Below are 25,537 nucleotides of genomic sequence, written 5' to 3' on the forward strand. Positions count from 1 at the left end.
AAGGCACCCTTTAGACAGGATGCCTTTTAGTTGATTCTTATGTCATCTATACCTTAGTTAGCGATTTTGCTCCATACAGGATACTCTTCCAAGTACCCATATTCGTACAATTCCTTAAGAGCCTTACGTATGCTATGTTCATCCTCGCCCGATTCACTGGATAGTTCCACTAGATCGTCTAGGTTGATGTTCGGGTTCTCTTTGCAAAACGTAAGCAAGCCCTTAGCAGCCCACGAAAGTCGATCGTCTTGGAAATCTCCAACCATACGACGGAATATTTTATGCGAGACAATTCTCATCTCCACGAGTTGCTGCAAAGCCTTGGTCGCCTGCTTGAGACTCATGCGACCGAGCTTAGCGATATCAGATAATCCTGGCATATTCGATTCCGAAGAATAACATTTCAAGACGATAAAAGTCATTTGTGTATAAATATCCATGCCGGGATGGTGAAAAACTTCATCTGAAAGATTAAAATGACGCGCTGCGTCCTTAGCTTGTCCGTTGTCCATCTGATGTCCTCCTTTTCATTATCATGGAGTTCACCTACTCATTATTGTTGCCATGATCCGAGGGTTGTACTAGCTTTCCCGAATTATGCCGAGATTGCCGGAATATTTGTGCCAAGCTGAATTTTTTCTGATCATTGGCACTCAGGATCTCCTTCTTTGGCTGGTTGAAATCATCATTCGATTCATGAGAAGGTTCAATAGGCTCTGCCGAATCCATGTCACTATAGCTGTCTGCTAGAGAAACGGCATCATCCATGTCCGAGACCATTTCTTTCCCGGGAAATAATTCTACAACCGGTCGCTTACTCGATTGCTCTTCACGAACATATTTTATCAAAATATCCATGATTCCTTGACTGAAAATGCCTTCCATCTTCAACTGATTCAAATAGTCGATAACCTCAGGCGGAGTATCTGACGGAATATAAAGGGTAACATCCTTACCGGAACGAACGTAAACGGTGGATCTCCGCTTTTTCAATCCGAACCGCTCCCGCTCTCAGATACTCCTTCAGAATCAGCACTAGCTGCCGCGGATTCGTCCGCATGTTTCAGCGCGTGGTCAAGCATAAGAAAGGTGCCTCGCACATTTCGGAATTGGCTGTGTTCCACGCTATCAAACTTAATGGGCAAGCCCAGCTCAGCGTTTAGTTTCTCAATCCAAGGCTGCAAAACGACCGCTCCACCGCCGATAAACCAAAATTCGTTGGCGTAGCGAACATGCTTCCAAGAGTTGCGGGCGTATTTCAGCACTTTCTCCGCTAATATGCGCATGTGCCGATTAATAAGGCTTGTCATGTCAAAAACAACCTTACCCTCCGCATAAATCTCATACTCTTTGTTAACCAGCATGAGGGTCAATTCTGCCGTGCTAGCGATCAATTCCTCGCCTTGCGAATTAACCTCGTTGCGAATGCTCTCTAAAGCATCATTAAGGTAGATCTTAGCGCCGGTAGAGTGCCGCTGATCCAGATCGAGACCGGGTTTGAAGAACGCGATATCCATGTCAACACCACCAACATCGGCAATGCCGAAGCCTTTATGGGATAGATGCGATTTGGAAGTGGCCTCAAGGTCGTAAACACCGGATACATCGTCTATGCTGATATCGGTAGGAAGCGAAAATTCCATTTCCACTGTTATCCCTTTAAATACGGGGGTCGTCCCGAATGTAACGGAATGTACGCCTCCTGTAATCTTATGAGCAAATTCCTCACGGAATTTCGTTATTTCACGAATCGGCAAACCTGTACCCAAGTTGACAGCGGCTTTAATCCGCTTTTTCCCCCGCCTGATGGCATCCTCATGTTTCTTGGCAATGGCATACGCCGCAGCCGTAAGGAGTGTCACCATTGTTTCGGGTCTCTGGGCCTTCTTTTGCACCGCTTTATCCCCTACAATTTCATGAATAATCCCTTCGTCACCGATCGCTAAGTTACCCACGTAAACATGTCGGTACTGATCGCTCTCTATCGAAGGCGATGTAATCTGTACGTCAAGAAAATCCAAGGGATCACCTTGTTCCATCAAAAGAAATCGTTCACCAAACGGTTGTGCTAGTACATTAGGAAAAATAAAGTTTTTGTCCAAATGGTCGTAAATCACTTTAACGTGACTGCTGCCATTATCAATAGACAGCGTGATGGTAGTGGTTAAGACTTCGTTCTTTGTCAAGTCTATTCCCCTCTCCTCAACCTTATTGTTTATATAAAGATTCGCGTAACAAGGCCCAATTGAGAGGGTGTTTGGAATAATTGGTATTTTTAGTTGCTAGTTGGAATGAACTTTAAAGTTTAAAGTTTAAGATTTGAACTTTAAGATTTAAGCTTTAAACTGTACGATTTAAACGTTAAGATTTAAATGTAAAGTTTAGGATTTAAATGTAAAGTTTAAACTTGTTACAAAAGATACAACAATTCCAGCCAAAAGTAGCTCTAATGCAGCCTTTCTGCGATTTGCGTCATGGTCATAGGCCAATATAGGAGGAGCCTTTCTTGTAAAAGGCTGCCTGCAGCACAAAAAACCCTGTTCCCTTCGTCAAGGAAAGAGAACAGGGTTATTAATCCTATCTTATAAAAAAGCTTAGAGACCCAACACACGCCGCTCCTCATCCGAGAACATCCTCGAGCGAGTCAGAAAACGTCGCCCTTCCGGCCCCTCAAGCGAGAACATCCCACCTCTGCCGGGTACCACGTCGATGATAAGCATCGTATTCTTCCAATAATCGTATTGCGACTTGCTCATATAGAAGGGGGCGCCGCCTATATCCCCCAGCCATGCGTCGCTGTCGCCGATAAGGAACTCCCCTTGCGCGTAGCACATCGGGGAGCTGCCATCGCAGCATCCGCCGGATTGATGAAACATGACAGGGCCATGTTTGGCCTTTACGATTTCGATTAGCTCTAGAGCGGCATCAGTAGCAACAACCTTGCTCACTTCTATCGTCATCGTTCGGCTCTCTTAGAAGAAGCCCAGTGCGTCGGGGCTGTAGCTGACAAGTAAATTTTTGGTTTGCTGGTAGTGGGAGAGCATCATTTTGTGATTCTCGCGACCAATGCCCGAGCTCTTATAGCCGCCGAAAGCCGCATGGGCAGGATACGCATGGTAGCAATTCGTCCATACGCGGCCGGCTTGAATGCTGCGCCCCATCCGGTAGGCCGTGGTCATGTCGCGCGTCCAAACACCGGAGCCAAGACCATAGAGCGTGTCATTCGCGATCGCCAGCGCCTCTTCCTGATCCTTGAACGTCGTAACGGAAAGAACCGGTCCGAAAATCTCCTCTTGGAAGATTCTCATTTTGTTATGCCCCTTCAGAACTGTCGGCTGAATGTAGTAGCCCTCGGAGATATCTCCATCTACCTTTGCCCGATCTCCGCCGATCAGACATTCGGCACCTTCCTGTGCACCGATATGGATATAGCTCATAATTTTCTCAACTTGCTCGGTAGAGGCTTGTGCGCCAATCATCGTTTCCGTATCCAGAGGATTACCCTGTTTGATGGCAGCGACTCGCTTCAAGGCTCTTTCCATAAATTGATCATAAATCGATTCCTGAATTAATGCGCGTGACGGGCTGGTGCAGACTTCTCCTTGATTCAGGGCGAACATTGCAAAGCCTTCGAGCGCTTTATTGAAGAAAGCGTCATCACGTGCGACCACATCCTCAAAGAAAATGTTTGGTGACTTACCACCCAGCTCCAAGGTGACCGGAATCAGGTTTTGCGAAGCATACTGCATAATTAAACGGCCTGTCGTTGTCTCGCCGGTAAAGGCGATTTTCGCGATCCGGCTGCTCGAGGCAAGCGGTTTACCGGCTTCAAGTCCGAAGCCATTGACGATATTAAGTACGCCTGGCGGCAGCAAATCTTGAATGAGCTCTATCAGCACCAGTATGGATGCCGGCGTTTGCTCAGCGGGCTTCAGAACGACCGCATTTCCGGCCGCAAGTGCTGGTGCAAGCTTCCATGTCGCCATAAGCAATGGAAAGTTCCACGGTATAATCTGACCGACGACGCCAAGAGGCTCATTGAAATGGTAAGCTACCATATTGTCATCCAATTGGCTGAGCGAACCCTCCTGGGCGCGAATGCATCCTGCAAAATAGCGAAAATGATCGATCGCCAGTGGCAGATCAGCCGCGAGCGTTTCTCGAACCGGCTTCCCGTTATCCCAGGTCTCGGCAACCGCGAGCATTTCCAAATTCGCTTCCATCCGATCAGCAATTTTATTTAAAATGACGGCACGCTCCGCAACGGACGTGCGCCCCCATGCGTCCTTTGCAGCATGCGCAGCATCTAAAGCCATCTCGATATCCTCTGAAGTAGAGCGTGGAACCTCGCAGAAAACACGGTTATTTACAGGTGATGGATTATCAAAGTATTGACCCTTAATAGGCGCAGTCCACTGCCCTCCGATAAAATTTTCGTACCGTTTTTTAAACGTAACCTTTGATCCGTTTTGTCCAGGTTGTGCATAAATCATTTAGCTCAGCCTCCTTAAAATGGAATACGTTAAATATATAAGCAAGGATCGTGCCAACATATGGAATGCCGTCCAATAAGGCAATATGGTGAGCGCTTACTAGTTTTTGTTCCGATCTGAAACAACGGAAGTGTTCCATTTTGGGACATTCTTTCTTTCAGCTCTCCATTAATAAAAGCAACTATGATATGATCGGATTAGGAAACCGATTGCAATGGAGGTGTTTATTTTTGCTATCCGTGGAAAATAACTTTTTATCAGAAGCGGCGGCGTCATCTTGGAAGCGCTGTCACGAACTTGGTTTAATGCCCACCGACCCCATTGACGACGACATCTTAACCGGAAGCCACATGCAATCTCTGTTAAGGCAAAACGAGCAAACCATACATTATACGGAGCAAATATTCGAGCAAATGCACACAGGCATCAAGCAATCCGGTCAGATGGCGCTGCTTATCGATTCGGAGGGAACCATTATTCACACGGTTGGAGATATCGATTTCTCCCGCCGGGCGTTAGCGGTTCAGCTGCAAGTAGGAGCAAATTGGGCAGAGAGAAGAAAAGGAACAAATGCCATAGGTGTCGCCCTCGCAGAGAAAAAAGCCGTGCGTGTGCATGCCGAAGAGCATTATTTCAACTCCAATCACTTCTTGACCTGCGCCTCGGCACCCGTCTTCAATTCAATCGGCGAACTGATCGGTATCATCAATATTAGCGGCAAACAAGAGAATTACCACGCCTATACGTTTACACTTGCCTGTATGGCAGCCCATTCCCTACAGAATAAAATTCTGCTGGAAGAGTCGAAGAAGGAGCATCTCATTACCCTCAGAGAACTCGAGCATTCCTCACTAAATCATCCTTTACCGCTGCTTTCTCTAAGCCGGGATAACCGCATCCTTCGTGCTAATCATGCCGCCATCCGCATTGTTGGAAGTGACGCAATTGGCAAAGTGTTTACGAAGTTGGAAGGCTTTTCGGTCGAAACCATTCATAATGAGCATCAGAAGCTGTGGCAGTCCGTCTCCATTCAGAAGCAAGCGGCAAACGAGCAGCATTTGTATGCGTTTAGGGATATTGTCGGTACGTGTCCGACCCTCTTACAGAAGAAAGAACTAGCCAAGAAGGCGGCAGCGACTGATTTTCCTGTCTTATTATTAGGTGAAAGCGGTGTGGGGAAAGAATTGTTCGCGCAATCCATTCATACCGCCAGCACACGGTCGGCAGAGCCGTTCATTGCACTGAATTGCAGCGCCATCCCGGACAGCCTGGTCGAGAGTGAATTGTTCGGATACGCTCGCGGGGCTTTCACGGGAGCGAACAAAGACGGTAATGCCGGGAAATTCGAGGCCGCGCACAAAGGTACTATTTTTCTAGATGAGATAGGCGACATGCCTCTTCGTGCGCAAGCTGCTTTACTAAGAGTACTCCAGGAAGGCGTGATTACTCCGGTAGGCAGCGCGAAGAGCAAAGCAATTGACATTAGAGTCATTGCTGCAACGAATAAGGACTTGGCCACGGAGATTAAAGCAGGCCGATTTCGGGCTGATCTATATTACCGATTGAAGGTGATACATATTACGCTGCCGTCATTACGAAAGAGAAGCGATATTTTGACATTAGCCGATCATTTACTCCAAAAGCACGCTTCGCCCTGTCCATTTATAACGGAAGCAGCGCAGCAAAAGCTGTTAACCTACAGCTGGCCGGGCAATATAAGAGAGCTTAGTGGCATTCTTATGCAGGCGGTCTTCCTAGCTGGAGGACAGGCGATTGACGCTGAGCATCTATCGTTCGAAGAATCCGATGAGGCTGTGCAAGCAGGGCCAGGCAAAGATCACCCACTCACGTTGAAGGACGCGGAAATCACGGCGATCAAGAAGGCGTTGAAAAACTCGGAATGGAACCTTAGCAAAGCCGCCGGACAATTGAAAATCGGAAGAACGACGCTATATCGTAAAATTGAGGAGTACGGCATAACGTTATTTTAACGGTATATTTTTATAAAGCTAGCGCCCTATCTCTTCGAGATTGGGTGTTTTTTTCATCGGTCTGTCAATGGTATGATGGAGGCGTATGGAAAGCATTTCCTAGGAAAGGAATATGGGTTATGTCAAAAGCAGATCATATGCTTTCTATCCTGTGGTTGCTCAAATCTCAGAAGCGAATAACAGCTAAGCAGCTTGCTGAGAAGCTGGAAATAAACATCCGAACCGTCTATCGATACATCGATGCTTTATGTGCCAGCGGAGTCCCGATTATTTCCGATTCCGGGCATCATGGCGGTTATAGCTTGCTCGGTCAGTTCAATGAAGCTCCGCTTGTATTTGATCTGGATGAACAAAAAGCGTTAATTCATGCAGCCGCTTTTGCCCAGGAGGCGGGGTATCCGTTTGGAGAGAAATTAAGTCAGGCAGTCGCAAAGCTGAAAATGTATACCAATGAAGAACAACGCCATCAAATCCATTTACATGAGCAAGGTCTGGACGTCATTCTTCCCCAAGCTGATGCTTCGCAAGTATCCCTGCTTCAAGAAGTGGAATTGGCGGTGGCTCAGAGCGTAACGATATTTATGGATTATCAAAAAGGCTACGGATCTGTAACAGAAGCTCGTCATTTGGATCCTTACGGACTTGTTTGCTGGAAAAGCAAATGGTATGTGGTAGGTCATTGTCATCTTCGTAAAGAAATTCGAAGCTTTCGTATCGATCGTATTCGAAAGTTAACTACGACGGAGAAGACTTTTGAACGGCCTGCTGATTTCTCGGCGCGCCAATTTATCCTTTCAGGTGTGCTGCCTTATTCGGATAAGCCAGATGAGCTCATATCTGTCAAAATTACAGGAAGAGAGCAAGCATTAGATGATCTATGTGGTCATTGGTTGCTGGCCCATGCGTTGGTAGAACGTTCGCAGCTTGAAGCACATTTCAAACTGGAAGAGCGGTACATCCGGTTTGATCTTCCCTACTTTCTTCTGACTTATGGGGGGACCCTTCGCATTAAAGAGCCGCAGCTGCTCCAAAACCAAATGATTGAGGTAACTAAAAATTTACACAATTATTATGCGTCGGCGCAGCTTGACTGACCGTTTCTGTCAGTGAAGATAGACTACAATGGGTCTTAGGTGAAACCTAGGGAGGAAAGATCATGAATTTATTACAAGTTCGTATTTTGGTTGATGATTTTCACAAAAGCGCAGCTTTTTATAGGGATCAATTAGAATTGAAAGCTGACTGGTATGAGGAGTCAATGGAGTACGCGTTGTTTAACACGGGCGCTGCTCGTATCGAGCTGCTGCCCCGCAAAGCAATGGGCGAAGCACTGGGAGAAGATTTAGGGCAAAGCGGCAGCTATGCAACGAATTTTGTACTCAATATTGAAGTTGAAAATATAGATGATACCTACCATCGTTTATCAGAAAAAGGTGTCGAATTCATCAAAGAACCATTTAATCATCCGACATGGAATGGACGACTTGCCCATTTTCGGGATGCCGATGGCACATTAATAGAACTCTATCAAGCAATTAAAAAGGAGGATTGATCAGATGTCTACTCAAATTATCAAAAATTACGAGTATCATGTATGGGCTAATAAGCGCGTTTTCACTCATTTAGAGGAACTGCCGGAGGAGATTTTGCTGCAGGAGATGAGCGATGTATTTCCAACCATACATGCCGGCCTTGTGCACATCTACAGAGTGGATACTGTCTGGTTGTCCGGCATGAAAGGAAGCAGCTATGAGCAAACCAGAGAGCTGATCGTCACTGTTGAAGAAAAGACCAAGGGGAAAAGCTTGAAACAACTAGAGGCCGCCTTCTCGGAGCTAACCGAGGCTTACAGAGCCTTTTTAATAGTGATGTCGATTGGCAAGCTATGAAAGACTTTCCGAATCCGAAATATGGCGTCCTGCATGCCAGCAACGAAGAGCTTATCCAGCACGTTGTTAATCACGGCACTTACCACCGCGGCAACATCACTTCTATGCTCCGTCAACTCGGACATGCAGGTGTATCTAGTGATTATGTGTTTTACTTATTTGATGTAAATAAGTGAATAAGATCCGCTATCGAAATAACTCGCTTTTTACAATGTGGTATCACCGGCGATCGACATTTCCATCATTTCCTTTACCTCTTTGAGGTCATTGGTCTTGCCTAAAGCCCACATCAATTTCGGAACAATTGCTTCTTTATTCATATCCTTCGACGAAATAATCTGTTCTCTGCCTACTCTACGCCCAACTTCATAAAGCGTCAAATCGCCGCCTTCTTCCAGACATTGTGTCGTAATGACAACAGCGACTCCAGCTTCTGTAAGCTCAATGATTTTCGGAAGAAGGTTGCGCCCTTGGGTAGGAACCCCTCCTAAACCAAAGCCTTCGATAATCACACCTCTATAGTGTTGTTTCAGATAGTCGAAAAGCTCAGGCTTCGTACCTGGATGCAGCTTTAACAAAAAAACATCGGGACAGAGCGATATATCTAGCTTTATCTCTTTATTTTGTATAGGTACAACAGACGCAGTGTACTTGATTTCATCGCCATCAAAGCAAGCTACATAAGGATGATTTATGCTTTCAAAAGCATCGTAACTGCGTGTTCTCACTTTCACAGCTCTTGTCCCGTTAATCACCTTGCCATCAAAAACAATAAATACACCACCAATGTCTTCACACGCAAACTGGGCAGCGTTACGCATGTTATGGATGGCATCTGTGTGATTGTTGTGGATTGGAACTTGAGAACCTGTAATAACAACCGGCTTACTCAAGTTTTGCAGCATATAAGAAAGCGCAGCTGACGTATAACTCATCGTATCCGTGCCATGCGTGATGACAAATCCATCATAATCATCATAATGCTTATGGACGGCTTCCGCGATGCGGACCCAAAATTCAGGCTGCATATTTGTGCTGTCAATTTCCATCAGTACATTACTGTCTACCTTATACAGGTGATTTTGTGCGGGCAAATAGCTTATCAGTTCATCGGCCGTCATCCCCGGGGTCAATCCATCCTCCCCAACGACGGACGCGATGGTTCCACCCGTAGCTAACAAAAGTATCTTTTTCATAGAAACGTTCCTTTCGCATGGTTTCCGCTTACATAAAAGAGCAATAAGTAGAAAACCTCTATCAAGGCCGTTCAACGATGAGCGACCTTCTAGAGGTGTGTTTGTATACCTATTATAAATCCATCTATAGGATTTTGCTAAGAAATGCTTGGGTACGTTCGTGTTTGGGGGAATCGAATAGTTCGGAAGGCGTTCCTTCTTCTACGATATACCCTCCATCCATGAAGATTACACGATCTGCCACCTCGCGAGCGAAGCCCATTTCATGCGTGACGACAATCATGGTGATCCCCTCATGGGCTAAATCCTTCATTACTTGCAGCACTTCGCCTACCATCTCGGGGTCTAAGGCCGAAGTTGGTTCATCGAATAACATAACACGTGGATTCATAGCCAGCGCACGAGCAATGGCTACACGCTGCTGTTGTCCGCCAGACAACTGGTCAGGGTATGCATCCCTCTTCCCAGCCAAGCCCACTTTGGTCAGCAGTTCCATGGATTTTTGTTCATTTTGCTGCTTATCTATCTTTTTAATGTGTTTCGGGGCCAACATGATATTTTCCAATACAGTTAGATGAGGGAATAAGTTAAAGAGCTGAAAAACCATCCCTACATTTTGGCGCAATTGATCGATATTCGTGGTAGGTGAAGTGACTTCGACATCGCCGATCACTACTTTTCCAGACGTTACATCCTCAAGAAGATTCAGACAACGTAGGAATGTACTCTTTCCTGATCCAGAGGGTCCAATAACACAAACCACTTCTTTCTCTCGAATCGTAGTAGAAATATCTTTCAGTACTTCGTTCGTACCGAATTTCTTTTTCAAGTTTTGTACGACGATCATTTGGAAGCATACCTCCTCTCAAATACGTGAGATAAGCGGGATAAAGCATAGATGATAATAAAGTAGATGACACCCACGACTCCCCATATCTCAAAAGCACGATAGTTAGCAGAGATAATAATCTCCCCGCTCTGTGTCAACTCGCTGATTCCAATGACGGACAATAGGGAAGTATCCTTAATACTTACAATGAATTGATTGACAAAAGCAGGCACCATCCGGCGAATGGCTTGTGGCAAAACAACCAACCGCATCGTCAACCATTTACTTAACCCTAACGATCGCGCCGCTTCCGTCTGTCCCTTACTAATAGAGACAATACCCGCTCGGAAAATCTCTGAGATATAAGCGCCCGCATTTAAACTGATGGCAATAATACCTGCGGTCTCTGCCGGTATCCGAATATCAAAGAAAGCGGGGATACCAAAGTACTCAAAGAAGACCTGCACTAATAGTGGTGTTCCCCGAATGATATCAACATAAGAAGTAGCGATAGCCCGAAGAATTTTACTAGAAGAAACATTCATCAAACCCGTAATTAAACCTGTAAGAAAAGCGATCGGTAAAGAGATGATAACAATTTTAAAGGTAATTAGAGCGCCTTTCAACAACATGGGTAGTGCATCTAAAATAACCTGCAACGAGGAAGTCACCGGACCCCAACCCTTCCTTTTGATTGAATTCATAATGACGCTAACCTTCTGAAGCCCATTGAACATTGGGTGACAAAAGGTTAGCGCTTGTGTTATCTATTTTGTGGATTTACCCAGATAAGTGTTGATAATTTCATCATATTTACCGTTAGCTTTTATCTTCTTGAGTCCATCATTAATTTTTTTCAACAATTCCTCGTTATCTTTTCTGACCGCGATACCATAGTGATCGCCGTTCAAACGATCCCCAACAATTTTCAGCTTAGAATTAGGATCAACGGCAATTTTATACGAGATCACCGGAAAATCTTCAATCGTTACATCGGCATTTTTATTGGCGACTTCTTGATACATGGCCGGACTATCATCGAAATACTTAACTGTCGCGCCATATTTTTTACCATATTCATCTGCTTGTTTTGCTCCGGAAGTACCTTTCTTAATAGCAATAACTTTCCCCTTCAAGTCTTCGGGAGTTTTGATGGTTGTATTATCTTCTCGAACGATTAGCGAAAGTCCAGCTTGGTAATACGGATCCGAAAGGCTAACAACCTGTTTACGTTCGTCCGTAATACTGATACCAGCGATAGCACCATCCAGTTGTTTCGATGTAATAGCTGGTATAATTCCTTTGAAGTCCATAGGTTTTAATTCAACTTCAAATCCCTCTTCTTTAGCTATTGCGTTAATTAAATCAATATCTATTCCAATGTACTTGCCATCTTTTTGAAACTCGAAAGGGGGATACGTCGCATCTGTACCAAACGTATATTTTTTAGCTGTTGTTGTTTGTGCAGGTTGGGTAGTCTGCGTAGACTTATTATCCGTAGTTGCACCATTTCCACAAGCACTAAGTGTTAAAGCTATAACCGTTCCAAGTACTACTGATAAACCTTTTTTCATGTAAGAACCCCTTTTCCTCTATTAAATTTGAGATCGAATGATTCGATCTGTTTGTAAATTCATACTACCTCCTGCTCTACAGCAACATACAGAATCCTACAAAAACAATTACACGACATGAAAATAAAGTTTACATGCGAGACGATTAATTTTACTTGAAAAAATTGTATCCGATTACATTTCGTATTGGTATCTATTTCATGTGATGATATATCACAGTGAAATAAAAAAAGGAATCCAAACCTTCAGTCCATACTATCTCCAGACTTGAGAGGTTGAATTCCTTACTCAATTATTTAATTTTTCTAGTATCTCCATATAAAAAACTTGTAAAAATTTTTTAATGTTTACTTTTCCTTTATCGGGCTGCAGTTCTTCGTCCATGACTTTCATCCTCATCCGAATATCCTGGAAATCAAAGTACAGCGGCGCGTAATACTCGAACTTAGGATTACTATAATCGGTTAAACCAATGGAAGCCATATTATTTAATGCAGCCATGATCGTCCGTCGAATGCGTTGTTCAATCGCCTTACTTTCTTTCTCAATATCTTTCTGGCCTTGTTTATAGGTGTTGGCGACAGACTCATACAATTCTTTTAAAGGAGGGAAACTAGTTGCCTCTCTATGTTCGATGGCATTCTCCATTAAAGCTATAATGTCTTTACTGCCAATCTCACCGATGATTCCCAAATCCATTAGAATAGCCTTCACCACATCACGAACTTTTCGTTCTATACGGGGAGAGGACGGTCCAGCGATATCCAATTTTGCTAAAGATTGCTTGATCTCAGAAACATACCGCTCATATTTCCACTGCTCATTGACTTTGCACAATACGTGCTCTACTTCCACGCGATTAATCGGCTTATGGATGAAGAACTCGATTCCTTTTTGATAAGCTTCCCCTACCATGTCCTTATTTTCAATTTGTGAAATCATAATAAATTTCCCGTCATACCCACTGTTTTTCAATTGCGTGATGGTCTCAATACCATCCTGATCAGGCATCAATAAATCAATCAACACGACATCGGGCTTCGATTTAAGGATCATTCGAGCCCCCTCAATTCCACCTTCCGCCGTCCCCATAACCTCGCCAATGCCGCATTCATCAATAATATCTTGCAGCATACTTCTGCAAACGACATCATCATCAACGATCATAATTGAAAGTGCCATCGACTCTACCCTCTTTAATTAGACTTGTAATTGGGAGACGAACAACAAACTGAGTACCACTTGCTTTCTCCGATGATGCTAACCCAATACTTCCCCCAAAGGAATGAACAATATCGCGCACATGAGAAAGACCGATCCCGGTTGCTGCTATCCCTTCTTCATTGTATTTTGTCGTGTAACCAGGTTCGAAAATGAGTTCCTTTTTATGATCAAGAATTCCTTTTCCGGAATCTATAACGTTAAAATATACGTCTTCTTCTTTTTCAAAGACCCGAATATGTATGGTTCCATTTTTCTCTATAGCTTCTACCGCATTGGCAACTAAGTTATTTATGATCGTCAGCAAAGGCACATAGTGCGACGTGTTCAGATTAAATGCCAGTTCTTTTTCAATGATAACCTTTTTCCTTAACATTTCGCTATATTCTTGATTTCCTTTTACGACAAAGTGCATGATCTCCGAAAGACTCATATGAACAACAACTTCACTATCGAATAATTTCAATAATCCTGCCAAAATACGTTGGGAATCCTTCTTTACTTCATGGATTTGTTGGGCAATTCCTAACGTACGCTGACTATAGCCTTTGAGGTTATCTTCATTCAATTTCCGATAGAGGTCATAGCTATCCGCGGTAATCCCCTCTATGGTATCCATAGCTTTTTTCAAATAAAAGGCTTCTCCATACAAACCAGAGTTGATGTTCAGCATCTGCTCCATCCGTTTTTCCTGCTCAGCGTGGAGCAAACGCATCTGACTAATAACAATGCTGTTGTACAAACCGATTACAAAATAACTGCGTACTACGGCTATGACCATTATAAGGAACCATTCTTTAAAATAAAAGGTATACGTTCCGAGGAAAACCCCACGTAATAAGAGCTCCGTTTCATTAGAAACGAAGTCAATTAATGTTATATATCCACCTAACATGAGGGGGTGAAATTCAGTCAATCTTTTTCGAAGCTTGCTCATTCCAAATGCAAATACAACATAATAACAACCGGCTGCTGCATTATTCTGTAAGCTCTCCAAGATCGTAAATGATTGCACGTGAGTGATCCAATCTCCAGACTGAACGATCATGCTAACGATCCCCGTTAGGAGACCCGTTTTCACATAGGGTAGATGCGGCATAAGTAATAAAAAGAACAAAAAGATACTAACTCCCAGACCAATGCGGAAATAATCGTTGCTAAAGGGATTTATCTTGAATTGTGCGCCAGTGGCCGTTGCAATAGCGATTACGATCATTTGCAATCTTTCGTTTTTGACTAAATTCTGCATCTCTCGATCACACCTACTTGGGGGGTCAGACTTTATCCGCTACCCATGAACTAAATAAATTTCTAACGCTTTATACTAACATACATGATCCATCATTTGAATAAAAGCTTAGCCGTCATTTATGATAAGGTTCACCTTACACGCAAATATGAAACGGCTAAATGTTTGCATATCAGTCTCTCCTTGGCACACTTTTAGTATGAATAAAAAAGATGGCCAAGTAAACAATATGCAAATAAATGACAATGTAGGGAGGAATCATAATGGTCGGCATATTGGAAGCAGCAATTACTACAATTAAATCTTTGACAGATGAAGAAAAACCCCAACCACTTCATGTAGGAGAGGTGATGGCTTGTTGGATTTACTTGGCGGGCCTTGAAATAGCCAAAGTAACTGTTCAAGCAGGTATAAATACCACGAATGATGAGGATCTGAAAGCCATGCTTAAGGAAGATTTGGAACTCAATCATAGTCAACGGGATCGCCTCTATGATTTCATGCTTAAGGAAGGTATTACTTTACCGCCTGCTCATGAAAATATGCCTCACTCGGATTCTAACAGTATTCCGCTTGGTGTTTAAATTGACGGATGAAGTGCTTGTCAACGAATTATCTTTTAAAATCGTTAGTTTGATTCTCCGTGCCGCAGGTGCCAATGCAGAATCGATTCGAACCGATTTCGGTATAATGTTTCTTCAATTCCAAGCAGAAAAAGTCATGTTGGGGTCAAAATTAAAACAATTAATGATACAACGCGGGTGGATTAAAATGCCGCCGTTTTTCATTCCACCTGGCTCCCAGCAATCATCAACATAAACCTTTATGGGGCCACCTTTAAGTCTCAAACTCTCAGGAAAGCCCCTTTTAAAAAATCTGAACTCCGTTTCGTCAATCTACATCTATGAGAATGAATTTCCCAATCACCACACCCGCATACATCCCGCCTGTTTCAATTCCCGCTATTATGTTTATATAATTACTACGGCTTTTTTGATCGGAGAGGAAATATCTGATTTAAGGATAGTCTGATTTCAACTAAACAACAGGAGGTAACTATGCACATTGTTGAAGTCAATAATTTGACAAAGGTATTCGGACAAGATCCCAAGAAGGCCCTTTTGCTTCTTGATAAAGGATGGTCCAAAAAGCAAATATACGAAGAAACGAAGCATACCATTGGTGTAAATAAGGTCAATTTCACCATACAGGCTGGCGAAATCTTCGTAATTATGGGATTGTCCGGAAGCGGTAAATCTACGCTGGTTCGTCTATTGAATCGTCTGATTGAACCCACCTCTGGAACAATTCTCATTGATGGCGAGAACATTGTTTCGATGAACCATGAACAGCTTCGTCAAGTTAGGCGTCGCAAGATCAGTATGGTTTTCCAGAAATTCGCCTTGTTTCCGCATAAAACAATCATTGAGAATGTGGAGTTTGGACTGGAGATTCAAGGCGGCTCCAAGCAGGCCAATCGGCAAAAGGCGCTGGAATCTTTGGAGCTTGTCGGTTTAAAAGGATTGGAGGACAGCCATCCCGACCAACTGAGCGGAGGCATGCAGCAGCGGGTTGGACTAGCGCGCGCTTTGGCGAACGATCCTGATGTTTTACTCATGGATGAGGCGTTCAGCGCACTGGATCCTTTAATTCGTAAAGATATGCAGGATGAACTGCTGGAGCTCCAGGATAAAATGAAAAAGACAATTATTTTCATTACACATGATTTGGACGAAGCCTTGCGAATTGGTGACAGAATCGCTCTTATGCGAGAGGGTTCCGTTGTCCAAATTGGGACACCGGAAGAAATATTAATGAATCCAGCGAACAAGTACGTGGAACGATTCGTAGAGGATGTCGATCTGTCCAAAGTATTAACGGCTGCACACGTGATGCGCAGGCCAGAAACAATCACTTTGGAACGAGGACCTAGGGTTGCCTTGCAGTTAATGCAGGATAGTGGGATTTCGAACCTGTACGTTGTGGACAAAGCAAAACGGCTCATTGGCGCCATTACTGCAGAAGATGCAGTTCTTGCAGTCAAAGATCATAAAACGATTGGGGATATCGTCATCCGTGATGTGCTTACAGTCCCGCCTGATATCCATTTAAATGAATGCTTCGAGCTTATTAGCAGTGCTAAAATTCCGGTTACAGTGGTCGATGAAAAAGGCCGTTTACTAGGCATTATAGTTCGTGGCGCAGTCCTAGCTGCTATCGCAGGCACCCATGATATTACTGACAAGAAGGTGAACCCCTAATGTTCACGAAAATTCCTTTGGACCGCTGGGTCGAGTCCATCATCAGTTGGTTCAATACCCACTTTGCCTTCCTGTTTAACTTCTTCTCATCCGTCATTAGTGGGATCGTAGGCGGATTTACTTTCTTATTTCATGCCTTCCCCGCTATCGTTGTTATCATACTTCTAACGCTCCTTGCTTACTATTTCGGCAAGTGGCGGTTGGCGCTATTCGCCGTGCTCGGATTGCTGCTTATCCGTAATCTCGGATACTGGGACTCCACAATGGACACATTGGCTTTGGTTTTAACCTCTGCCCTTATTTCCATTATTCTTGGACTGCCACTCGGGATCTGGTGTGCCAGAAACCGTTCGGTGAGGAGTACACTGACCCCGATGTTGGATTTTATGCAGACGATGCCGGCGTTTGTATACCTCATTCCCGCGGTTACTTTTTTCGGTCTTGGCGTGGTACCAGGGGTTATCGCCTCCGTTATTTTCTCTATTCCGCCGACCATTCGCTTAACGAACCTCGGTATCCTGCAGGTACCTGCCGATTTAGTGGAAGCTGCGGATGCATTCGGGTCAACCCCGGCTCAGAAGCTTTTCAAAGTACAGTTTCCATTGGCATTGCCTACCATATTAGCCGGGATCAACCAAACCATTATGCTGTCTCTATCGATGGTGGTCATTGCTTCAATGATTGGAGCACAGGGCGTCGGAGCCGACGTATACCGGGCGGTGACTCAATTGAAGACGGGCCAGGGATTTGAGGCAGGACTTGCTGTTGTCGTTTTGGCTATCCTTCTGGACCGATTAACACAGAGCGTCATTGGAAAGAAAAGAAAAGGGAACAAGTCTTTCGCATTAAAGAAGCCATTGGTAATCACATCCATAGCCGCTTTCTGCATCATTGCTATCTTAATTGGAATAGGGAAGAAAGCTCCTGTTTCGAATAGTACGTTTGTTGGAGACCAGGTGGGTTACAGCATTATTGGCATTGACCCCGGTTCCGGCTTAATGAATGCTTCGGAAAAAGCACTTACGGCTTATAATCTTACCTCATGGAAGCTAATTGAAGGTTCCAGTACGGCTATGACTATTGCCTTAGACAAAGCCTATAAGGAAGGCAAGCCCATTATTGTAACCGGCTGGACACCACACTGGATGTTTTCTAAGTATGATCTAAAATATTTGACGGATCCAAAAAACGTATTCGGTGGAGATGAGGAGATTCACACGATTGTACGTCTCCATTTACAAGCCGATCATCCTTCAGCCTACCAATTCCTCGATAAATTTCAGTGGAAACCTGCAGATATGGAACAAGTGATGGCGAAAATCCAAGAGGGTCAGAAACCCGAGGAGTCGGCCTCGCAGTGGGTGGAGACTAACCCGGATAAAGTGAATGCATGGATTAGCGGTATTCCCAAAGCGAATGGGAAGAAGTTAAAGCTTGCCTATGTAGCGTGGGATTCTGAAATTGCGAGTACAAATGTGGTTAAATACGTGCTGGAAAGCAAGCTGGGATACCAAGTGGACATGCTTCAGGTGGAGGCAGGACCCATGTGGGCGGGTATCGCTAGCGGGGATGCCGATGCCATGGTTGCAGCTTGGCTGCCAACCACGCATAAAGATTATTATGAGAAGTTTAAAGGTAAATTCGAGGACTTGGGACCCAACCTGATTGGAACCAAGCTCGGTCTAGTTGTTCCCAAATATATGAACATTACTTCCATTGAGGATCTGGCTAAAAGATAGCGGGATGTAATACGCAAAATGACTGGATAAGTATATACTTGTCCAGTCATTTTTGTATGAGGATCACCTTCTCAAGGGTGGCGTCTACTACTACTATTATGAACGGTTCTCTAAGAAAATGGAAAGTTCTTCACCCGATACTGGGCGGCTAATAAAGTATCCTTGCGCTTCGTTACATTGTCTCTGTTGAAGGAAATGTAACTGCTCCTGCGTTTCAACACCTTCCGCAATCACTTTTAAATCCAGATTATGTGCCATATCGATGATGGTATGAACAAGTGCTGCATCCTTTGAATCCTCAAAAATATTACTTGTAAAAGAGCGATCGATTTTTAAACTGTCGATAGGGAATAGTTTCAAATAACTTAAAGAAGAATATCCGGTTCCAAAATCGTCAATGGATAGATGAATACCCATTGCTTTTAGTTTCTGCATCGTAGTAATTGCATACTTCGAATCTTGGATGATGCTTTCCGTGAGTTCAAGCTCAAGATATTGAGGGTCAAGCTCCGTGTCTTTTAAAGTTTTACTGACCACCTCAACTAAATTGTTTTGTTGAAATTGACGGGAAGATATATTTACAGCGATACGTAAAGGTGGATAGTCTGTATTTTGCCAAATTTTATTTTGGAGGCATGCTTCATAAAGCACCCATTCGCCTATTGGAATGATCAATCCAGTCTCCTCGGCTAAGGGGATAAACTCATCGGGCGATATATTTCCCCATTCCGGATGCTGCCAACGGATCAGGGCTTCTACACCAATCACTTTACCGGAAATGACATCAATCTGCGGTTGATAGTAAACCTTAAATTCGCCGCGTTCCAAACCTTTGCGCAGTCCCATCTCTAACTTCATCTTTTGGGACACCGCTTCATTCATGTCAGGTGTATAAAACTGGAAATTATTTTTTCCTTGCTCCTTTACACGGTACATGGCTGTATCCGCATTCTTGATCAAGGTTTCTATATCCCTGCCATCGGATGGATATAAACTGATCCCAATGGATGGGGTTACAAACATCTCGTGATCGCTTAACACAACCGATTGCGTGAATACGTTGACTATTTTTTGGGCTTTTTTCGTAATGTCGTCAGAAGTAATATTGGGGAGAAGCACAATAAATTCATCTCCACCTTGGCGTGAAACGGTATCCATTTTACCCATGCAGCCTTTAATTCGTTTGGCAACCTCAATCAATAAACGATCACCTATGGCATGTCCTAGCGTGTCGTTGATATATTTGAAACGATCCAAATCGATAAACATAATCCCTATAATTTGTTTATTTTCACTTGCCTGATCCAATGCTTGCGTGAGGCGATCATTGAGTAAACGTCGATTTGGCAATCCTGTCAAAGGATCAAGATATACCATTTGATTGATTTTTTCTTCCGTTTTTTTGCGTTCCGTAATATCTCGAATGATGCTGCTGAAGTAGGTATTTCCTTCCTCTACCCACGCTGCAAGGGAAATTTCGATTGGAAATTCACTTCCGTCTTCTCTCAGTCCTTGTAATTCGACGGTTTTCCCAATAACGTGAGGTTTGCCTGTGGTAAGGTAACGTTCCATTCCTTTTTTATGAGCTTCTCTGTATCGTTCAGGTATTAAGATTTGCAGCATTTTACCTAAAATATCTTTTTCTTGATACCCAAAAATGAGCTGGGCTCCGGTGTTCCATGAAATAATGGTACCCTTGCTGTCGGCTAAAATAATAGCGTCGTTAGCGGACTCGATCACGGAACGGAATTTTCTTTCTGACCCCAAAGATTGTGATTCAAAACGGTTCTCAACAAAAGTGCTGATAAACACCAATCCCAGAATGATCAGCATGCCAATGCCAATCGAATACGCTAGAAGAGTATTATCGAACGATGATCCCGACAAGCTGATATGGTTATGATCGTGTGTGAACGTTGCTGCCGACATCCCAGTGAAATGCATGCCTGATATAGCAACCCCCATAATGACAGCACTTCCTACTTTTCTCCACCCAAAATCCGGTTTATTCGAATTTTGTTTCGCCCAAAACAATAGAAGTAAGGCTACTAATGATACGACAAATGCGATGATGGCAGAAAGAGCCCATAGAAAACGATTATATGTAATTGTTGCTTCCATCACCATGGCTTCCATCCCGGTATAGTGCATAGAAACAATTCCAATCCCAATGAAAAAGGCACCTATGATGACTTGGAATGTACGCATAGAAGGTTGACTTACCATATGCAATGCTAACCCCGATGAAAAAATGGCAGGAAGAATCGAAACAATGACCAGCGTTACATTGTAGGTGACCGGAATAGACAAATGGAATGCAAGCATAGCTATAAAATGCATGGACCAAATGCCCATCCCCATCGCAAATGCTCCGCCAGATAACCATATGTAACGGGCATTGCCTTTTGCTTTATGTATACGAATTCCTAGATCCAATGCAGCAAACGAAGCAATAATGGCGATTATAATAGAAAGAAGGACTAGGGGGAAGTCATAGGTGTTTGAGAGTCTCTCCATCATGTTTCTCCTTATTTGTCTCAGAAAACGACAATTTCCAATTATATTCGACTAGTTTCCTCCTATTCCCTGCTTAGATAATTCCACCTTTATGGAAGGAAGCATCTTTAATCAACACAAAAAGAAAAGGCTAGGAAAAAGCTCTCCTGACCTTTTCTTTGACTTTTGCATTATCACCAACGAGCCTTTATAGTAGGTCATATTCTCATCAAAGCTCGCCGCTCCGCTTGCGGTTTACATGGATCACAGACTCCTAATACCTGACCGCTTTCGGATGAATAAAAATAAAGACGTTTGGCTTTTTTTCGACAAAAACTACAAGTTTGTTTGTTCTGTTTATTCACCGAATTCTTCTTTTGTTTAAGTGATAATTGAACTACTTTTCTTGTCTCTAGTTTATCTCTAGCCTTGCGTGCAAACATGAACAAAAAAATAAGAACGCATATCAAAATAATGATTAAAAATAACCAATACATGGCTGATCCCTACCTTTGGAATGACCTATTCAGTTATATTCCTTACAGCAGCATCTAATGCATGGATAACCTTATCACACCAATGATCAAATTCCTTATCCTCTGTTTGATGTTCAGGATGGGCTAGAATGTAGGCGATCGTTTGCCTAATCCCTTGATCAAATCGCGTGTTTGCAACAAATTCGGGAACAAGTCGTTTCAGCTTTGAATTATCAAATACGACCGAATTAGCCTTATCTCCTAGCAACCCACCTCTGTAATCCTTACTGCATGCAGCCAGAAATTCAGATGAAACATGGACTGCTTTAAGTTTCACTCCAAGGGCATCAGCAATTACCTCGTAAATTTGATTCCAGGTAACCGTCTCATCTGAAGTAATATGAACGGACTCACCAATCGCATGAATATTGCCCATTAAACCAATAAAACCTTTAGCAAAATCACTATTGTGTGTCATTGTCCACAGGGAAGTACCATCTCCATGAATGATGACGGGCTTGTTCTCCAGCATTCGCTTAGCAACCTGCCAGGTACCCTTACTTCCATGTACGCCAAGTGGAATCGAACGTTCACTATAGGTGTGACTCGGTCTTACGATCGTTATCGGAAAGCCATTCTCACGATACTGCTTCATTAAATATTCTTCACACGCAATCTTATTTCTGGAATACTCCCAATATGGGTTTGATAAAGGAGTTCCCTCTGTAATTCTATAATCGGATAAAGGGGTTTGGTAGGCAGAAGCCGAGCTAATAAACATAAATTGTTTCGTTTTACCCTTAAATAAGCGATAATCTCTTTCCAACTGAACCGGCTTAAATGCTATGAAATCTGCAACGACATCAAACTCCAAGTTTTCAATAAGCTTAGATACATGATCTTCATCATTAATATCCGCTTTCAAAATGTTTACGCCAGCTGGCAAGTCCTCATTCCTTGTACCTCTATTTAAAAGATAAAGCTCGCATCCTTTTTCTAACAACTGCTTGGTGATTGCAGAGCTAATCGTCCCTGTACCTCCAATAAATAGCGCTCTCATATCAAATCTCCCTCCGTTAATGTTGATATCTTCCATACAATTTAACAGATCTTGTTACTCAATCATTCGACGTTGCTATCAGAAAACCTCCCCTTGGAGCCAAGCAATTCGCTTAAAAAGCAGCGTTGCCAGTGAGCGATCAGATCATTCGGATCGGCGCGGTAGGTACATTGCTCCTTGGATTTGTGTATGGCCTATTTACGAATTGAGGATGAAAAGAAGAGGCCCTCCTGATTAAGGAAAGCCTCTTTGTTTTATGGGCTGTTGTGAGAAGAGACCCTATTAATGGAACTAGCTTTGCCATATCTGGATCTTCTAACTACTAGGTTTCTATTACATAGTGAAGTTAATGTTTGCCAGCAGTTACACCACCATCAACAGGTAAAATAGCTCCCGTAATCCAGCTTGCTTCCTCACTAGCCAAGAATAAGATGGCGGATACCATATCCTTAGGCTGACCAATTCTTCCAAGTGGATGAAATGCATGAAAACTATCTAATACATTTCTAATTTGATCTTGGGGGACGAAGCTATTGTAAACGGGTGTTTCTACTACAGCAGGAGCGACAGTATTGACACGAATTTGATCTTTGGCAAATTCTATGGCTAGATTGCGTGTTAACGCGTGTCTACCCGCCATGGCAGCTGAGTATGCACTTGAAGGTGTAGCACCAATAGCTTGAGTCGCCCACATGGAACCAACAGAGTCGATTGCTCCGCTACCACGCTTTATCATTTCAGGGATGACAGCTTGCGCGATTCAACTTGCACCCATGATCGGTATCCGCAAGATGTCTGTTGATACGCTAGCTACCCTGCTTACAAAGGAGTTGTTCAAAACCGACCTCGCTACAGGCTCAAAGACCGAATGATTCATACACCGCAACATGAATATTGGTTAGGCGCGTTCGAGCGCATACCGGCGAATTTATCCAAATTGCAATTTCATTAACTGTTTTGTACGGGATTCGGACAAGAAAGGCCGTGTACTTGCTTTATGCGGTTTTGATTCATGCTCTAATCGATTTTTTTGCGGGTCTTTATCAAGCTAAGATGTTACCGTTGTGGGCAATCGAATGTATAGTGTGGCTATGGGGGCTCGTTGCCGTAATTGTGATTGTGAAGTCAAAGAAATGGTTTGCTAAATTGTAATATGTAGTTTCTCTCCACGGCTCTCTGTATCACTCTAAAAAGGCGAATTTAAAGGGCACCCGAATTGGGTACCCTTAAATTCGCAGTGATCCTCGAAGACAGCCTCGATCACCCATGGAAATTCGTGAGCTAACTTGATAAATTACTGCGTCCTTTGCAGCGGTTCTCCACCACCTGCCGGTGGCATTCCACCTCTGCCTCCGCCCTGTCCTCGATTGCCGCCGGGCCCTCCCATCCCGCTTCTTGCCGCGGTCACACCCGATTCGGACAACCAGGTTATGACACTCGACGTTGTAAAATCAACCACCTTAGTGCCACCTTGGTACTCGCCGCCGTCATAGAGGCCGTTCACTTGACTACCAGTCGACGTTCCTCCCGAGCTAAGCGTGTACGAAGCATCCTTCTTCATTGTCGGGGAGCTGACGAACAAAGACTGATAGCTTTTCGGCGGTGTAAATGTTAGAACCGTATTGCCATCGCTATCTTCCAGATGAACCATAGCGCCTGCTTGCTGCGCTTTCGAATAGATCATCAGTACGCCTGGCTGTGTCGATTGCTCGGACGTGGCTTGCGCCATGCCGTAGCTGCCTGCGGCAACCAGAAATCCGCCCGTCATTTCGAATGTCCCGTCGTAATCCAAGGAGCCATTGCCGTTCTCAATTGGCCCATTAACGATAACGGTACCGCCGGTCATTGCAATCGAACCGTTCGAATCTAAACCATCGCCTTTCGAATCAACCGTTAGATTCCCTCCGCTAATCGTAAGTTTGTTGCTTGAAGCGGTGCCAGATTGATTTCCACCAGGTCCACCGAGCCCACCTCCACCAGCGGTTTCGGCATCTCCCGATGAGATATTCACGCCGTCGTCACTCGAGACAACACTTGTTTTACCGTCTGAGATCACGACCATAGGGGCTTCGATCCCTTCATTGCTATTGGCGATATCGATCGTGCCTCCCGCGATTGCGATCGAGACCTCCGCATGGATTCCATCGTCGCCGGCATTAATAAGCACTTCTCCCCCATTTACGTGAAGACCGCCGCTGCTGTGCAAGGCATCTTCACCGGAATTGATGTTTAACGAACCGCCGGCAATGTCAATGTAACCTTCGGAGCCCTCTGTATCGTTCGACGTTTTGATCCCGTGTCCTCCCGCTTCTATGGTCATACTGCCTTCTTGGACAGCCACCAAATCGCGCCCCATAAGTGCATCGTCAACGGCATGAATATCAAGTGTTCCTCCCGTTATTTTCAGCTTATCCTTACTCGTGATCCCATTGTTATAATTTCCTTGAACAACGAGCTTTCCGGTACCATTGATCGTAAGATCGTCTTTGCTGAAGATAGCCGAATTGGGTTCGTCTGTTGACGCATCCGGGTAGACGTACGTTTTTCCGTCTGATACCAGATTCGTTGTTCCCTCTGGCAATGAGATAATCGTCTTCCCTGCTTCTTCGACGAAGATAGCCGAGGTATTGCTGTTATAAATCTCCGCTCCGTTTAATACCAAGCGAACGATTCCTTCATCCTTTACGTTAACAGCGATTTGACCGTTATCCAGTTTCCCGCTCACTACATACGTTCCGGCCGCTGTGATCGAAACGGTGCTTTCCTTCGCCTCTGCCCCTGACCCGTTAATCGTTGCCGTGGTACCATTCAGCTTGATTTCGGTAGGATTGGATGCACTCCAATCCATGTACTTGTCATCGTCGGCATACTCAACCTTCTGGATTAAATCGGTACTGGTTGCTTGTACCCCTGACGCGGCGGTTGCCGTCGGTTGAACCGATACAGTCGGTGAGGCCTCTGTATTGGAAGTTGATGTGTCGGTTTGATTGCTGCATGCTGATGCTATAACAGCACATAATAGAACTACTCCCGCTTGTTTTGTTATTAAAAGTTTTTTCATAT

25 protein-coding genes are annotated in these 25,537 nt (G+C 44.0%); 10 read left to right on the plus strand and 15 right to left on the minus strand.

Translation table 11 applies throughout. The features are described from left to right. Window positions 1-53 precede the first annotated feature (53 nt). The 5 genes from QFZ78_RS22660 to adh all read right to left on the minus strand — a co-directional run bounded on the left by QFZ78_RS22660 (window position 54) and on the right by adh (window position 4,493). Window positions 54-512, minus strand: a complete 459-nt coding sequence (locus QFZ78_RS22660; protein WP_307550901.1) for a hypothetical protein — start codon at window positions 510-512, stop codon at window positions 54-56. A gap of 34 nt (window positions 513-546) precedes the next feature. After that, window positions 547-993: a hypothetical protein gene (locus QFZ78_RS22665; RefSeq protein ID WP_307550902.1), complete on the minus strand. Its 447-nt coding sequence runs from the start codon at window positions 991-993 to the stop codon at window positions 547-549. After that, entirely contained in the window at window positions 990-2,186 is a 1,197-nt protein-coding gene (locus tag QFZ78_RS22670) for a ParM/StbA family protein (protein WP_307550905.1), read from the minus strand. The genes QFZ78_RS22665 and QFZ78_RS22670 overlap by 4 nt, the downstream gene beginning before the upstream one ends. 408 nt (window positions 2,187-2,594) lie before the next feature. Continuing rightward, window positions 2,595-2,960 carry a DUF779 domain-containing protein gene (locus QFZ78_RS22675; RefSeq protein WP_307550907.1) on the minus strand — a complete coding sequence of 122 codons (366 nt, stop codon included), beginning with the start codon at window positions 2,958-2,960 and terminating at the stop codon, window positions 2,595-2,597. A gap of 12 nt (window positions 2,961-2,972) precedes the next feature. After that, the gene (gene adh / locus QFZ78_RS22680; RefSeq protein WP_307550909.1) at window positions 2,973-4,493 is read right to left on the minus strand and encodes an aldehyde dehydrogenase; all 1,521 of its coding nucleotides are present in this window, start codon (window positions 4,491-4,493) and stop codon (window positions 2,973-2,975) included. Between the two features lie 239 nt (window positions 4,494-4,732). Here adh and QFZ78_RS22685 point away from each other — a divergent pair, with 239 nt between their 5' ends. From QFZ78_RS22685 to QFZ78_RS22705, 5 genes are all read left to right on the plus strand, one after another. Then, window positions 4,733-6,484 carry a sigma-54-dependent Fis family transcriptional regulator gene (locus tag QFZ78_RS22685; protein ID WP_307555843.1) on the plus strand — a complete coding sequence of 584 codons (1,752 nt, stop codon included), beginning with the start codon at window positions 4,733-4,735 and terminating at the stop codon, window positions 6,482-6,484. Between the two features lie 119 nt (window positions 6,485-6,603). Continuing rightward, complete coding sequence (locus tag QFZ78_RS22690; RefSeq protein WP_307550910.1) at window positions 6,604-7,578, plus strand: helix-turn-helix transcriptional regulator; 975 nt, start codon at window positions 6,604-6,606, stop codon at window positions 7,576-7,578. A gap of 62 nt (window positions 7,579-7,640) precedes the next feature. After that, on the plus strand, window positions 7,641-8,036 hold the full coding sequence (locus QFZ78_RS22695; RefSeq protein ID WP_307550912.1) for a VOC family protein: 396 nt from the start codon (window positions 7,641-7,643) through the stop codon (window positions 8,034-8,036). Window positions 8,037-8,040: 4 nt separating this feature from the next. Beyond that, window positions 8,041-8,373 (plus strand): DinB family protein, encoded by a 333-nt coding sequence (locus tag QFZ78_RS22700; protein WP_307550914.1) that lies wholly within the window; start codon window positions 8,041-8,043, stop codon window positions 8,371-8,373. Beyond that, window positions 8,370-8,549: a DinB family protein gene (locus QFZ78_RS22705; RefSeq protein WP_307550916.1), complete on the plus strand. Its 180-nt coding sequence runs from the start codon at window positions 8,370-8,372 to the stop codon at window positions 8,547-8,549. The genes QFZ78_RS22700 and QFZ78_RS22705 overlap by 4 nt, the downstream gene beginning before the upstream one ends. A gap of 30 nt (window positions 8,550-8,579) precedes the next feature. Here the strand turns inward: QFZ78_RS22705 and QFZ78_RS22710 are convergent, their stop codons facing one another. The 6 genes from QFZ78_RS22710 to QFZ78_RS22735 all read right to left on the minus strand — a co-directional run bounded on the left by QFZ78_RS22710 (window position 8,580) and on the right by QFZ78_RS22735 (window position 14,442). Then, window positions 8,580-9,569 carry an asparaginase gene (locus tag QFZ78_RS22710; RefSeq protein WP_307550918.1) on the minus strand — a complete coding sequence of 330 codons (990 nt, stop codon included), beginning with the start codon at window positions 9,567-9,569 and terminating at the stop codon, window positions 8,580-8,582. A 124-nt stretch (window positions 9,570-9,693) separates the two neighbouring features. Then, complete coding sequence (locus QFZ78_RS22715; protein WP_307550919.1) at window positions 9,694-10,416, minus strand: amino acid ABC transporter ATP-binding protein; 723 nt, start codon at window positions 10,414-10,416, stop codon at window positions 9,694-9,696. Next, entirely contained in the window at window positions 10,413-11,069 is a 657-nt protein-coding gene (locus tag QFZ78_RS22720; protein ID WP_307555845.1) for an amino acid ABC transporter permease, read from the minus strand. The genes QFZ78_RS22715 and QFZ78_RS22720 overlap by 4 nt, the downstream gene beginning before the upstream one ends. A gap of 96 nt (window positions 11,070-11,165) precedes the next feature. Then, entirely contained in the window at window positions 11,166-11,972 is an 807-nt protein-coding gene (locus QFZ78_RS22725; protein ID WP_307550922.1) for a transporter substrate-binding domain-containing protein, read from the minus strand. A 288-nt stretch (window positions 11,973-12,260) separates the two neighbouring features. After that, entirely contained in the window at window positions 12,261-13,154 is an 894-nt protein-coding gene (locus QFZ78_RS22730; RefSeq protein WP_307550923.1) for a response regulator, read from the minus strand. Then, complete coding sequence (locus QFZ78_RS22735) at window positions 13,129-14,442, minus strand: ATP-binding protein (RefSeq protein WP_307550925.1); 1,314 nt, start codon at window positions 14,440-14,442, stop codon at window positions 13,129-13,131. The genes QFZ78_RS22730 and QFZ78_RS22735 overlap by 26 nt, the downstream gene beginning before the upstream one ends. Before the next feature lie 263 nt (window positions 14,443-14,705). Between QFZ78_RS22735 and QFZ78_RS22740 the strand changes: the two genes are divergently transcribed. From QFZ78_RS22740 to QFZ78_RS22755, 4 genes are all read left to right on the plus strand, one after another. Beyond that, window positions 14,706-15,026 carry a DUF3231 family protein gene (locus QFZ78_RS22740; protein WP_307550927.1) on the plus strand — a complete coding sequence of 107 codons (321 nt, stop codon included), beginning with the start codon at window positions 14,706-14,708 and terminating at the stop codon, window positions 15,024-15,026. A gap of 1 nt (window position 15,027) precedes the next feature. Next, window positions 15,028-15,261 (plus strand): DUF3231 family protein, encoded by a 234-nt coding sequence (locus QFZ78_RS22745; RefSeq protein ID WP_307550929.1) that lies wholly within the window; start codon window positions 15,028-15,030, stop codon window positions 15,259-15,261. A 239-nt stretch (window positions 15,262-15,500) separates the two neighbouring features. Continuing rightward, window positions 15,501-16,703 (plus strand): quaternary amine ABC transporter ATP-binding protein, encoded by a 1,203-nt coding sequence (locus QFZ78_RS22750; protein WP_307550930.1) that lies wholly within the window; start codon window positions 15,501-15,503, stop codon window positions 16,701-16,703. After that, window positions 16,703-18,442, plus strand: a complete 1,740-nt coding sequence (locus QFZ78_RS22755; RefSeq protein ID WP_307550932.1) for a glycine betaine ABC transporter substrate-binding protein — start codon at window positions 16,703-16,705, stop codon at window positions 18,440-18,442. The genes QFZ78_RS22750 and QFZ78_RS22755 overlap by 1 nt, the downstream gene beginning before the upstream one ends. A 96-nt stretch (window positions 18,443-18,538) precedes the next feature. On the opposite strand, the gene QFZ78_RS22760 is transcribed toward QFZ78_RS22755, so the two are convergent. From QFZ78_RS22760 to QFZ78_RS22770, 3 genes are all read right to left on the minus strand, one after another. Further along, window positions 18,539-20,962, minus strand: a complete 2,424-nt coding sequence (locus QFZ78_RS22760; protein ID WP_307550934.1) for a bifunctional diguanylate cyclase/phosphodiesterase — start codon at window positions 20,960-20,962, stop codon at window positions 18,539-18,541. 498 nt (window positions 20,963-21,460) lie between these two features. Further along, window positions 21,461-22,474: an SDR family oxidoreductase gene (locus tag QFZ78_RS22765; protein WP_307550935.1), complete on the minus strand. Its 1,014-nt coding sequence runs from the start codon at window positions 22,472-22,474 to the stop codon at window positions 21,461-21,463. Window positions 22,475-22,820: 346 nt separating this feature from the next. Then, window positions 22,821-23,234, minus strand: a complete 414-nt coding sequence (locus tag QFZ78_RS22770; RefSeq protein ID WP_307555847.1) for an SDR family NAD(P)-dependent oxidoreductase — start codon at window positions 23,232-23,234, stop codon at window positions 22,821-22,823. Window positions 23,235-23,458: 224 nt separating this feature from the next. Between QFZ78_RS22770 and QFZ78_RS22775 the strand changes: the two genes are divergently transcribed. Then, entirely contained in the window at window positions 23,459-23,626 is a 168-nt protein-coding gene (locus QFZ78_RS22775; RefSeq protein ID WP_307555848.1) for a hypothetical protein, read from the plus strand. 142 nt (window positions 23,627-23,768) lie between these two features. Here QFZ78_RS22775 and QFZ78_RS22780 read toward each other — a convergent pair whose 3' ends face one another. Next, window positions 23,769-25,535, minus strand: a complete 1,767-nt coding sequence (locus tag QFZ78_RS22780) for a carbohydrate-binding domain-containing protein (RefSeq protein ID WP_307550937.1) — start codon at window positions 25,533-25,535, stop codon at window positions 23,769-23,771. Window positions 25,536-25,537 lie beyond the last annotated feature (2 nt).

This window comes from Paenibacillus sp. V4I5 (assembly GCF_030817255.1).
Classification (GTDB): Bacteria; Bacillota; Bacilli; order Paenibacillales; family NBRC-103111; genus Paenibacillus_E.

Coding starts and splice junctions, on each gene's coding strand:
- QFZ78_RS22695 (WP_307550912.1), top strand. CDS start 7,641: ATGAATTTATTACAAGTTCGTATTTTGGTTGATGATTTTCACAAAAGC.
- QFZ78_RS22735 (WP_307550925.1), bottom strand. CDS start 14,442: ATGCAGAATTTAGTCAAAAACGAAAGATTGCAAATGATCGTAATCGCT.
- QFZ78_RS22780 (WP_307550937.1), bottom strand. CDS start 25,535: ATGAAAAAACTTTTAATAACAAAACAAGCGGGAGTAGTTCTATTATGT.
- QFZ78_RS22765 (WP_307550935.1), bottom strand. CDS start 22,474: ATGAGAGCGCTATTTATTGGAGGTACAGGGACGATTAGCTCTGCAATC.
- QFZ78_RS22750 (WP_307550930.1), top strand. CDS start 15,501: ATGCACATTGTTGAAGTCAATAATTTGACAAAGGTATTCGGACAAGAT.
- QFZ78_RS22755 (WP_307550932.1), top strand. CDS start 16,703: ATGTTCACGAAAATTCCTTTGGACCGCTGGGTCGAGTCCATCATCAGT.
- adh (WP_307550909.1), bottom strand. CDS start 4,493: ATGATTTATGCACAACCTGGACAAAACGGATCAAAGGTTACGTTTAAA.
- QFZ78_RS22700 (WP_307550914.1), top strand. CDS start 8,041: ATGTCTACTCAAATTATCAAAAATTACGAGTATCATGTATGGGCTAAT.
- QFZ78_RS22690 (WP_307550910.1), top strand. CDS start 6,604: ATGTCAAAAGCAGATCATATGCTTTCTATCCTGTGGTTGCTCAAATCT.
- QFZ78_RS22675 (WP_307550907.1), bottom strand. CDS start 2,960: ATGACGATAGAAGTGAGCAAGGTTGTTGCTACTGATGCCGCTCTAGAG.
- QFZ78_RS22705 (WP_307550916.1), top strand. CDS start 8,370: ATGAAAGACTTTCCGAATCCGAAATATGGCGTCCTGCATGCCAGCAAC.
- QFZ78_RS22730 (WP_307550923.1), bottom strand. CDS start 13,154: ATGGCACTTTCAATTATGATCGTTGATGATGATGTCGTTTGCAGAAGT.
- QFZ78_RS22660 (WP_307550901.1), bottom strand. CDS start 512: ATGGACAACGGACAAGCTAAGGACGCAGCGCGTCATTTTAATCTTTCA.
- QFZ78_RS22740 (WP_307550927.1), top strand. CDS start 14,706: ATGGTCGGCATATTGGAAGCAGCAATTACTACAATTAAATCTTTGACA.
- QFZ78_RS22710 (WP_307550918.1), bottom strand. CDS start 9,569: ATGAAAAAGATACTTTTGTTAGCTACGGGTGGAACCATCGCGTCCGTC.
- QFZ78_RS22760 (WP_307550934.1), bottom strand. CDS start 20,962: ATGATGGAGAGACTCTCAAACACCTATGACTTCCCCCTAGTCCTTCTT.
- QFZ78_RS22725 (WP_307550922.1), bottom strand. CDS start 11,972: ATGAAAAAAGGTTTATCAGTAGTACTTGGAACGGTTATAGCTTTAACA.
- QFZ78_RS22715 (WP_307550919.1), bottom strand. CDS start 10,416: ATGATCGTCGTACAAAACTTGAAAAAGAAATTCGGTACGAACGAAGTA.